General features: G+C 57.6%; 11 protein-coding genes. 7 read left to right on the top strand and 4 right to left on the bottom strand.

Annotated elements, in window-relative coordinates:
• Positions 1–258: 258 nt before the first annotated feature.
• The gene (locus QP978_RS09930; protein WP_005511311.1) at positions 259–648 is read right to left on the bottom strand and encodes an RNA polymerase-binding protein RbpA; all 390 of its coding nucleotides are present in this window, start codon (positions 646–648) and stop codon (positions 259–261) included.
• A gap of 81 nt (positions 649–729) precedes the next feature.
• Here QP978_RS09930 and QP978_RS09925 point away from each other — a divergent pair, with 81 nt between their 5' ends.
• The 5 genes from QP978_RS09925 to QP978_RS09905 all read left to right on the top strand — a co-directional run bounded on the left by QP978_RS09925 (position 730) and on the right by QP978_RS09905 (position 5,157).
• Entirely contained in the window at positions 730–1,122 is a 393-nt protein-coding gene (locus tag QP978_RS09925) for a hypothetical protein (RefSeq protein ID WP_224783748.1), read from the top strand.
• Between the two features lie 17 nt (positions 1,123–1,139).
• Entirely contained in the window at positions 1,140–1,850 is a 711-nt protein-coding gene (locus tag QP978_RS09920; protein WP_070429697.1) for a YceI family protein, read from the top strand.
• Positions 1,851–2,040: 190 nt separating this feature from the next.
• Positions 2,041–2,259: a hypothetical protein gene (locus tag QP978_RS09915; protein WP_049193535.1), complete on the top strand. Its 219-nt coding sequence runs from the start codon at positions 2,041–2,043 to the stop codon at positions 2,257–2,259.
• 420 nt (positions 2,260–2,679) lie between these two features.
• Complete coding sequence (locus tag QP978_RS09910) at positions 2,680–4,116, top strand: hemolysin family protein (RefSeq protein WP_284857132.1); 1,437 nt, start codon at positions 2,680–2,682, stop codon at positions 4,114–4,116.
• 3 nt (positions 4,117–4,119) lie between these two features.
• On the top strand, positions 4,120–5,157 hold the full coding sequence (locus tag QP978_RS09905; protein ID WP_284857131.1) for a hemolysin family protein: 1,038 nt from the start codon (positions 4,120–4,122) through the stop codon (positions 5,155–5,157).
• Positions 5,158–5,221: 64 nt separating this feature from the next.
• Here QP978_RS09905 and tpx read toward each other — a convergent pair whose 3' ends face one another.
• Entirely contained in the window at positions 5,222–5,719 is a 498-nt protein-coding gene (gene tpx, locus QP978_RS09900; RefSeq protein ID WP_016422822.1) for a thiol peroxidase, read from the bottom strand.
• A 174-nt stretch (positions 5,720–5,893) separates the two neighbouring features.
• On the opposite strand from tpx, the gene QP978_RS09895 reads away from it, so the two are divergent.
• On the top strand, positions 5,894–6,178 hold the full coding sequence (locus tag QP978_RS09895; protein ID WP_005511316.1) for an Lrp/AsnC family transcriptional regulator: 285 nt from the start codon (positions 5,894–5,896) through the stop codon (positions 6,176–6,178).
• 38 nt (positions 6,179–6,216) lie between these two features.
• Here QP978_RS09895 and QP978_RS09890 read toward each other — a convergent pair whose 3' ends face one another.
• Positions 6,217–7,926, bottom strand: coding sequence for an FAD-binding dehydrogenase (locus QP978_RS09890; protein WP_048734037.1), 1,710 nt, complete (start codon positions 7,924–7,926; stop codon positions 6,217–6,219).
• 117 nt (positions 7,927–8,043) lie between these two features.
• Positions 8,044–9,498 carry a class I SAM-dependent methyltransferase gene (locus QP978_RS09885; protein WP_284857130.1) on the bottom strand — a complete coding sequence of 485 codons (1,455 nt, stop codon included), beginning with the start codon at positions 9,496–9,498 and terminating at the stop codon, positions 8,044–8,046.
• Between the two features lie 187 nt (positions 9,499–9,685).
• Between QP978_RS09885 and QP978_RS09880 the strand changes: the two genes are divergently transcribed.
• Positions 9,686–11,107, top strand: a complete 1,422-nt coding sequence (locus tag QP978_RS09880; protein ID WP_016422826.1) for an NAD(P)/FAD-dependent oxidoreductase — start codon at positions 9,686–9,688, stop codon at positions 11,105–11,107.
• Positions 11,108–11,180: the final 73 nt, after the last annotated feature.

Here is an 11,180-nt window from a genome sequence, read left to right as displayed (position 1 = left end):
CTGTATTTCGTTCGGCGGGTTTGCTTCACTACTTCTCCTGGTCGAAAGTGGTGATGCATTCACCGCCTGAACCTACCAGCCATTTTTCAGGCCATTTTTGTCATAAACGCAGTCAGTAACTCGGATCGGCCCGCCGCAGCCAGGCACCAACAAAAAACGGGCCCGAATAAGGAGCAAAACCTTATCCGGACCCATTTTGCAGCATGTAATTCACAGCTGCAGCGCCCTAAAGCTCACTAGCGCAAGCCAGCTCAAACCTTAAGCGTTCTTCTCTGCTTCTTCGGCTTCCTTCTGAGCCTTCAGCAGGCGAGCGGCGTTACGACGACGCTTGCGCAGCAAGTCAACACGCTCATCCAGCAGCACGTCGAGCTCCTCGATGGAGCGGCGCTCACGGAGCATGTCCCAGTGAGTCCTCGGCGGCTTCACCGGCTTGGCTTCAGTGCCTTCGCCTTCAACCAGCTCACCAATTTGGCCATTCTTGCACAGCCATTCACCTGGAATTTCCGCGTCATCCGCGAATGGGACCTCGAAGATCTCACCGGATTCAGTGCGGTAGCGGACCATCATTCGCGGCGCGAGGTCATGATCGCGATCGGTCTCATACGAAACGGCGCCCATGCGACTGCCACGAAGAACTCGATCTGCCATGTGGAACGTGCCCCCTTTGGTAGAAATACTAGACCACACATTATAACGCCTTAATCTGTATTCATGCCATAATTGACTTCTGTGTCAGATCAAAAGCCGAGCACAACTACTGCCAATTGCCAGTGGTGTGGCCGCGAAATGGAGGTCGCCATCCGCGGTCGCCGTCGCAAGTTCTGCAGCCAAGCCTGCCGGCAGCGTGCGTACGAAAAACGCACTGGCGTAGCAAAAGGCGCTTCCAGGCCGATTGCCGAGCGAATCAATTCGGATCTCACGCTAAAGACCGCCACCGATGCCACGAGCAGGCCGGCGGGCGATGACGTCGTAAAGCGAATAGGGGACGGGCTCTTCGAAGTACGTTGTCTCGCCGAAGACTTGCGCACCGCGCTTGACGACGGCATGGAGACTGCCGTCCTGCAGGAGATTACGCAGGAATTGATTATGAAAACGCGCGAGGTGGAACGGTTTATCCCATAGCGGATTAAAAGGATAGGATGAGCACTATGAATTCTGGTGTCCGTAAGTCAATTATTACTTTGATAGCCGTTGCAGTTGTTGCGCTCGCAATTGTTATTGTGGGGCCAGTTTTGTATCGCGTTTTCACGCATGAAGGGGTGCGTACAGAGGATTTCGAGGCCACGGAGCTGCCTGCAGCAACAACTGATGCGAATGGCACCTGGAAGATTATCGGTGGCGATAACTCACAGAACACCTCCGTTGGTTTTACTTTTAACGAGGTACTGCCGGGCAGCAGGCGGACGACGTCCGGTTCCACTCACGATGTCACCGGTGAGCTGAAGGTTGCTGACAACAATCTTGAGGACGCATCCGTTGTTGTTGATATGGCAACTCTGACTAGCGATATTGAACGTCGTGACATCAATGTCCGCAACAATATTTTCAGCGTTGAGCAGTACCCAGAAGCTAAGTTTGAGCTTGCAGAACCACTCGATATTTCGAGCATTCCAGATAACGGCCAGTGGGCGAATATCGAGATTCCGGGACGCCTGACCATCCGCGGTGTCACCAATGATGTCACCGTACCAATGAAGGCCGCTCGTACCGAAAACTTGGTTTTGTTGTCGGGCTCTTTGCCAATCAACCGCCTGGATTACAACGTGCGCCTGCCACAGTTTGTAGCTGCATCCATCGAGGAGAACGGCGAACTCAATCTGCGCATTGTCGCAGAGAAGCAGGACGCGTAGGACGCGTAGGTTTCGCGGCTGGCAGACACAGCCATCTAAAGAGAATCGCAGTAGCGCTAATCCAAAGAGGCTTATAGCCAGCGAAAATACACCTCGATTCGTCACTGTGACGCAATAAAGCCATTTAGCCACACACCACAGAAGTCCTGCCAAAAACAATTTTGGTAGGCCAGTTGGGAGTCACAACGATATGAACACCTACGAAGCAATGCTGCTCGCACGAAAGGTGCGAATGGTACTACTGATTATCTTCATTGCATTCGTGGCCTACAAGGGCGCGTGGTGGCTCGTGGCTGTCGGCATACTCCTGATTGGCATGACGCTGTGGCAGAACAAGCGGCTGCGGGAAGAGATTGCCGTCCGCAACGCGGATGAGCTTGCAGCGAACGCCAAGGACAATGAGCAATAATCCCGACGGCATAGATCAAGCGCCAAGATAGAACACGGCAGCAGAAAAGCGGCGGCGGAAAAAGCGGCAGCCCTGGAAATTCAGAAAACCCCAGGGCCAACCACTTTCATTATTTGTCCGATAATATACATTATGACATTTTGGCCTAAGGATCCCGTCCTCCCCATTGCCACCGATGCGCCATTGCCGTCAGACCTAAGGAATTTTTAGTAAGATTTCTCGCATGCCTGAACTCTCAGACACATCCAGCAGCTCAGACAGACCCAATGCGTCCGACACATCAGATAGATCTGGCTTGTCCGACGACCCAGAGCCTCGCGCCAACGTTGGCGGGCTCTCTGTAGCCGCAGTAAGCGCAATCACCGCAGCAACCGCCGCAGCATCCCCAGCGAACGCAGCGAACACTTAAGGTGATGCCGCGTGATTGTATCCGCACTCATCGTCTTAGCGGTCTTTCTATTCCTCGTTTTCGCCAACGCAATTTTCGTTGCTGTCGAGTTTTCCTACCTCACGGTTAACAGGAACGATGTCAAGAAGGCCGCAAACGCCGGCTCAAAGTCCGCATACTTAGTAGACCGTGCTCTATCACGCACCTCTACAAACCTCTCCGGCGCACAGCTGGGAATTACGGTCACCAGCCTCGTCGCTGGTTTCCTTACCGGGCCTTCCCTCGGCGTGCTCCTCGAAGCCGCATTTGGTGGCACTAGCATCTCTCCCGCCACCGTCACTGCAATCAGCACTACGGGCGCTTTCATTATCGCGACTTTCACTCAAATGGTCTTTGGCGAACTCGTCCCCAAAAACTGGGCCATCGCCGAGCCCGCTAAAGTCGCAAACCTGGTGGTCAGGCCACAAAATGCCTTTATGTTCGCATTCGGCTGGCTGGTCTGGCTACTCAACAGCGCGGCTAATTGGGTGCTAAAACGGCTCGGCTTCTCCCCTGAGGAAGAGGTCGCCAGTGCCAGGACCGCGGAGGAACTCCGTGCCGTCGTCACGCGCTCTAGCGATGAAGGAAAGAATAACCCGCAGACCGCCGAGTTGGTGGCGCGATCGATTGAGTTCGGCGAGCGCACGGCGGCTGATGTGATGACGCCACGCACGCAGATTATCTTTATCGAAAATCAGAGCGTCGCAGAGATGCTGACGGTCGTCGCAGATTCCGGGCACGCCCGCTTCCCCGTCGTCGGCAACAGCGTCGACGACATTCGCGGCGTGGTGCATTACACCGACCTGCTCAGCGTGCCACACGCACAACGCTTGACGACGTCGGCTGCGAGTCTGGCCAAAGATGTACTCGTGGTGAACGACTCGACCACACTTGATCCGCTGATGCGTCAACTGCGTGAGGATGCATACCAGTTCGCAGTGGTTGTCGATGAGTACGGCGGCACGGACGGCATTGTGACGTTGGAGGATCTCGTCGAGGAAATCGTCGGTGAAATTGACGATGAACAAGACGATCGTTCGTTGCTCTACAGCCGGATTAGCCCCAATACGGTGATTGTTTCCGGTCTCATGCGCCCTGATGAGTTGGGAGAGATCCTAAACCTGGTCCTGCCGGAGGGCGAAGAATCCGACACTATTGGTGGATTTATCACCGAACGCTTGGATCGCATGCCTCGCTTCGGCGACACGATTACGGTCGAAGCCACCGACCACGAAAACCTCGATGAGGAGAACTTGCCTACCACCGCTGAAGTTGCTTTTCGAGTCGAGCGCATGGCGCGTCACCGCGTTGGCCGTATTCGTGTCCAGGTGGACCTCGCCGGCAACAGGGTCACGCGCACGGATGAAGGCGCTGACCAGGACGGCACCAGTCACAACCACGTCGAGCACAACAGCGAAAAGGAGGGCTAGAACATGCCACTACTTACTCTTATTTTGCTGTTGGCCCTCAATGCCTGGTTTGTCGCCGCTGAATTTGCGATGGTCTCGGCTCGCCGCGATCAAATTGAACCGGATGCCGTCAGCGGCTCTACCAGCGCAAAGTACGCGCTGCGCGGTATCGAAAACGTGTCGGTCTCCCTGGCGGCAACACAGCTGGGCATTACCGCCTGTTCCCTGCTCATCGGTGCCGTCGGCGAGCCTGCGATTGCGCACTTCTTCGAGCCCTACATGACAGCGCTGGGACTCCCCGCGGGCACCGCCCACGTGGTTGCGCTGGCGTTGGCGCTGCTGATTGTCACTTTCTTACACATGGTTGTCGGCGAAATGGTGCCGAAGAACATCGCTATTGCGGCTCCCAGCCCGACGGCGAAGTTCGTGGCTATTCCGCTGTATGTGATTGTGCGGGTACTCAATCCGGTTATCTGGGCGATGAATACGACGGCGAACATCGTGGTTCGCAAGATTCTTCGCGCCACTCCGAAGGACGAGGTCGATTCCTCCTTCACCGCTAGTCAGGTGCAGGATTTCGTCGCCGAGTCCGGGCGTCAGGGCCTTCTCGACAATGACGAGCTCGCGCTCCTCCACAAAGCTCTCGGCTTCGAGCATCTCACCGCCGCGGATGTCACTATGCAACTCGACACCCTCGTCACCATTGGCCCCGACGCCACTGTCGCCGACATCGAAGAGCTCAGCGCACGCACGCGCTTTTCCCGCTTCCCCATCACCGATGCCGATGGCAGCTTCATCGGCTACCTTCATGTCAAGGATTTGCTCTCGCTTGACGACGGTCACCGCGACCGACCCTTCCCGCGGAATCTGATTCGCACCTTCGCAAGCGTCAGCCCGGATGCCAAGCTCCAGACGGTCATGCGGCTGATGCAGCGCGAGCAGGCTCATTTCGCCTTGGTGACGGAGGAAGATAGTACTTCGGAGAACTCTGTCAGCGGAATCGTTGCGCTGGAGGACGTACTAGAAGAGCTCGTCGGCGAAGTTCGCCAGGCAACAGCCTAGCGAGTGCGCCGACGAGCCCCGTCGATTCCAGCTGGTTACTTGCTGCTGAAAGCTTGTTAGCTAATTACTTCAGTGCAGCCAGTGCGGAGTCGTAGTCCGGCTCCGTGGTGATCTCATCGACCAGCTGGTTGTAAATGACCTTGCCCTCTTCGTCAGTGACGACTACGGCACGAGCAAGCAGGCCAGCGAGCGGGCCATCCTGCTGAACAACACCGAAGGCTTCGCCGAAACCGTGGCGGAAGTCCGAGGCAACCTCAACGTTGTCCAGGCCTTCTGCAGCACAGAAGCGACCGAGAGCGAACGGCAGGTCACGCGAAACATTGACCACGACGGTGTTGTCCAGCCCAGCAGCGTCCTCGTTGAAGTGACGCACCGAAGCTGCACAAACACCGGTGTCTACCGACGGGAAGATGTTGTAGACGACCTTCTTACCAGCGAAGGTCTCATTGGTGACCTCACCGAGGTCACCACCGGTGAGGGTAAACTCCGGAGCCTTGTTGCCCACCTGGGGCAGGTCTCCGGAAAGCTGGACTGGGTTGGACTGAAATGCGGTTTGTGTCATAGCGCCCTTTTTACCGACTTTCGTCCGGATCCTCCAGGCTGTTTTCTGGAAATCAGTAGAATCGTGACAGAAATGAAATTCCGGGCCGCAGTATCTTGAGCAATCTTGCGTACCTTGCGGTCCGGGCCACGCTATTCAGCGGGCCCCATGTTTAAACTCCGAGGAAAGGCAGCCATGAGTTTGATTACCGCAATTGTGTCCATCGATGTCGAAGCTGACAAGATTCCGGAGGCCGCCGAGACCATCGTCGAGATCGACGGCGTGACTGAGGTCTACTCCGTTACTGGTGACTGGGACTTGGTCGTCGTGGTGCGCGCAACTAATCACGATGATCTGGCGGAAATTATTCCAAACCTCATCAGCAAGGTCGACGGTGTTATTCGCACTCAGACTCAGCTGGCTTTCCGCACCTACTCTCAGCACGACCTGGAAAGTGCATTCTCCATCGGGCTGGAGTAGCCGCGGATTCTTCCACCGAGCCGTGCGGTATGCGGGAGCTACTTAACCACTTCCGCCATCGCGCGGCCTGCCTGGCGGCCACTGAAAATACAGCCGCCCAGGAATGTACCTTCCAGCGCGTTGTTGCCGTGAACGCCACCGCCACCGAAGCCAGAGGCCTCGCCTGCAGCGTAGAGCCCCTCAAAAGGTGTTCCGTCCGGGTGCAAGCACTGGCCGTCGAGGGTGGTCTCGATGCCACCGAGCGTCTTGCGGGTCAGCATGCGCAGACGAATAGCAATCAGTGGGCCGTTCTTCGGATCCAAAATCGGTGATGGCGGCACGGAGCGGATGATCTTGTCCCCGAGGAAGTTCCGGGCCACGTTGACGTAATTGACCTGGTAGTCCTTAGAGAAGGGATTACCGGTCTGCATGTCGCGCTGACGAATCTGCTCCTCGAGCTTCTCCAGGTCAATCTTCGGCGCTGCGGCTCCGGACTCCCCGCCCGAGCTCGCCTCCACAATCTCGTTCATCCCCTCGACCAGCTTTGGCAGGTCGTCGGCAACCACCCAGTCTTCGCCGTTATCCATGAATGCCTGAATCGGTGCGGCAACACCAGAGGTCACCTTGCCAATCAGCTTCTTGATCTCCTTGTCGGTCAGATCCGGATTCTGTTCTGAGCCAGAGAAAATGAACTCCTTGGCCACGATGTTCTTATTCAGCACAAACCAGGAGTAAGAGTGTCCGGTAGCCAGAATGTGCTTCATCGTGCCGACAGTATCTGCACCCGGAATATATGGCGCAGGCAGGCGATTTCCTTCTGCGTCAAACCACATGGCCGACGGCCCCGGGATGATACGGATACCGTGATTCGGCCACACGGGATTCCAGTTCTTCATGCCCTCGGTGTAATGCCACATGCGGTCACGGTTGACGAGGTTTGCGCCGGCCTGCTCTGCAATCTCGATACCACGGCCGTCAACATGCTCTGGCACACCGCAGACCATGTCCTTCGGCATCTCGCCCAGGCGCTCGGTCGGCCAGCACTTACGCACGGCTTCCAGGTTGCCGCCAACACCGCCCGTCGCAATGCACACGGCCGACCCGCGGATCTCAAAGTCCTCCCCTGTTTCCTCGCGTGACGACGCCACTCCTCGCTCTAAAGATTCACAGGGAACCAGAATCTTGCCACGCACGCCGACGGCGCGGCCATCTTCCACAATCACCTCGTCAACGCGGTGGCGATGGCAGTATTCCACCAGCCCCTTCTTCGCAGCTTCAGCGACCGGCTCTGCGAATACGCGGACGATTTCGGGGCCTGTGCCCCAGGTGAGGTGGAATCGGGGTACCGAGTTGCCGTGACCGTCGGCACGCCCTTCACCGCGCTCAGCCCACCCGACGACAGGCAGGAACTTCACGCCGAGATTGCGGAGGTAGTCACGCTTCTCCCCTGCCGCGAAGTTCAGGTAGGCCTTGGCCCACTTGCGTCCCCAGTTGTCTTCCTCGCGGTCGAACTGCGCGGAGTTGAACCAGTCAGCTTCAGCGAGCTCGCGGTTGTCCTTGACTCCGAGGCGGCGCTGCTCTGGCGAGTCGACGAGAAAGATTCCTCCCAGCGACCAGAAAGCCTGTCCGCCGAGGTTGTTGGCATTCTCCTGATCGACAAGGATGACCTTCTTGCCGGCCTGCGTGGCCTCATACGTCGCGACCAATCCGGCAAGTCCGGCGCCGACGACAACAATGTCTGCAGTACGTGTGGTGCTCTGTGCGTTCATAGTTTCGTTTTTAGACCCTAAACATCACCTTTGAGGTGGTTTTGCCTAAAAACGTGATTTATTTTTACAGGCATTATTTATCTGGCGAATTTCCAACGCGCCCGGAGCCGCCCACTGCTAGTGAGGCCTGCGTGGCGCATGCACGAGCTCGACCTGTACGAGCGTGACTTTCTCTGCGCGCACGAGCGCTTCAAACAGCGACAGATAGTAATTCCACATCCTCCGGAACACTCTGTCGTAGCCGATACCAGCGGCTTCGCGCGCATGCGCCGCAAAGAAATCTCGCTGGAGCTGCAAGGTCGTCGCGAAGTGCGCCGGAATGTACTCTTCCGCCGCGATGCGCAGGCCGGTTTCCCGGTCCACCATCTTGCGCAGCTCTTCCATGGTGAAAAGCTGCAGCTGCGGCCACACATAAGCGCGTACGAGGTCCAAGCTGCGCTCGGCGAGCGCATCGAATTTGTCCGTCGCTACCACCATTTGGACGACGATGGTGCCGCGGTCGACAAGCAGACGCTCGGCGCTCTTCAGCCAGCGCAGCGCACCTGCACGACCGAAGGTCTCCAGACGCCCGACGTTGATAACCGCCTCGAAGTCGGACTCGAATTCGCGTGGCGACGGAATGTTGCGATCCATCTGGATCACATCGACCGCGCCGCGCAATCCGGCTTTTTCCACCCGTTCCAGCACCGTTTCGGCGTGGTCATCAGAGACGGTAATAACCTCCGCGCCCGCTCCTCTTTCTGCAGCCCGAAGGGAAATTTCTCCGCCTGCCGACGGCCATTCGGCGACACGGTCTCCGGCCCGGACTCGAGCAAGATCGAGGATGTGCTCAATATTGCGCACCTGGGCATGCAGAAAATCGGCACGCGCGACGGATTTCGGGGCATCGACATAAGTCACGTCAACTGACCAGTGCGAGGGAACCCCACCCTTGCCAGCACCACGGGCATAGTTTTGAATCTGTTCCCGCGACGAGGTTCGCACTCCGGAGGCGAACAGGCCGGAACCGCCCATCAGCAATTCGCCGGAATAGAGCTCCAGCAATGAGGTCGGCAACTCTCCCGCCATATCTGGCCCATCGAGACGCGGACGTGAACGCGCGACTTTCATCAGACCACGTGCCAGCGGCCCCAACGAAGCAATATCAAGCTCGGCGCTGAGCAGGCGGCTGAGAAGCTCTGGCAAATCATCACTGGACCATTCGCCCGCGAGATAGGCCTCCCCCAATCCGAGCCATTCTGAATCAGCTAGTCGAGAATAGAAAACAGGATCAATGACGCTGAAAATGACTGGACGAAACGATTCAGAACTAGTGGGAGATTCACTGCCGCCGCTACAGTTGGCACCACCGACTCCGTCGATAGCCAAATCGGCGTCACCCGTCGACCGAGTAATGAAGGACTCTCCGACAAACTCACCGGATTCGACCAGTTCAATGCCGTTGTCCTGGCAGAGACGCTCAAAAGAGCGTTCCATCATTTCGGCACGTTTCGCTAGGAAACGCCCCTCTGGAATACGCGCAACCCGAGGCCATCGCTCTGCGTCAATTGCCTGCCGGCTTGCCGAATTCACCCTGCCCGAACCTCCTAACAATCGCGCCGCATAAAGGTACGAATAACGAACTGAGTTTGCTCTCGAAGCCTACCGCGCAGGGACCCAGAATAGGCGGTGGCGCACCGAGAGGATTACTATTGTGGCTTGCCGGCTAAAAGCCGAATCTAAAACTTCGAGAACTTTCAAGTCTGTGAGGAGAAAATACATGACCGAGACTCCGTACCGCCCGCACTCCGGACGCCCGCACGTGGTCGTCATCGGTTCGGGTTTCGGTGGCTTGTTCGCGGCGAAGAAGTTGCAGGGCGCCGAGGTCGACGTCACTCTCATCGACCGCACTAACCACCACCTGTTCCAGCCACTGCTCTACCAGGTAGCAACGGGCATCCTGTCCTCGGGCGAAATCGCTCCGTCCACTCGTACAATCTTCGACGGTGTTCAGAACGTTCGTGTTGTCAAGGGCGATGTCACCGACATCGACGTCGAAAAGCAGGTTGTGACTTCGGAACTGGGTCACCAGACTTCCAAGTGGGAATACGACCACCTCCTGGTTGCCGCTGGCGCTGGCCAGTCCTACTTCGGCAATGATCACTTTGCCGAGTTTGCTCCGGGCATGAAGAACATCGACGACGCACTCGAAATCCGTGCCCGCATCATCGGCGCGTTTGAGCGCGCCGAGCTGACCAACGATCCGGCTGAGCGCGAGCGCCTGCTGACCTTCGTTGTTGTCGGCGCTGGTCCGACCGGTGTTGAGCTTGCTGGCCAGCTGGCCGAGCTGGCTAACCGCACCCTCGCATCGTCCTACCGCAGCTACAACCCGCACGCTGCACGCGTCGTCCTGCTCGACGGCGCACCGCAGGTTCTGCCGCCGTTTGGCAAGCGTCTGGGCCGCAAGGCTCAGAAGTCCCTGGAGAAGATGGGCGTCATCGTCAAGCTGGGCGCGATGGTGACTGACGTCAATGAAGAGGGAGTCACCTACAAGAACATGAAGGATGGAACCGAGGAGTTCATCCCGTCGTTCTGCAAGATTTGGTCCGCCGGCGTGTCCGCTTCCCCGCTGGGCAAGATGATTGCCGAGCAGACTGGCGCCGAGACCGACCGCGCTGGCCGTGTCGTTGTCAACGAGGACATGACAGCTGGTGACTACAAGAACGTCTACGTCGTGGGCGACATGTCCAACCGCGAGAACCTGCCGGGTGTTGCTCAGGTTGCTATTCAGGGTGGCGAGTACGTCGCCGCCAACATTGCAGCTGAGGCCGACGGCCGCGATGTCGCTGAGCGTCAGCCGTTCGAGTACTTCGATAAGGGCTCCATGGCAACCGTCTCCCGCTTCTCCGCAGTGGTGAAGATGGGCAAGGTTGAGGTCACCGGCTTCATCGGCTGGATTCTGTGGCTGGCCGTCCACCTGATGTTCCTGGTGGGCTTCCGCAACCGCCTCGTCTCCTGCGTCAGCTGGGGCCTGAACGTCCTGGACCGCAACCGTTGGCAGATGGTTTCCACCCGCCAGCAGATGTACGCACGCAACGCCATCGACCGCCTGGCCGAGTTCAACAAGGACAAGGCTGAGCAGGATCTGCCGCTGGAGGTTCGCGACACTCGCCGCGAGCACCGCGCAAAAAGGAACAAGTAGTTAACTTGCAGGTGGCCAGATTAGAAAACAGCTAATCACGACAAGCCACCTGCGAGCTTCCTACCAGGCCCGT

The organism is Corynebacterium sp. MSK035, assembly GCF_030232615.1.
Lineage (GTDB): Bacteria > Actinomycetota > Actinomycetes > Mycobacteriales > Mycobacteriaceae > Corynebacterium > Corynebacterium jeikeium_D.
Note: the sequence above shows the minus strand (reverse complement) of the source record. Positions and strands in the feature narration are given on the sequence as shown.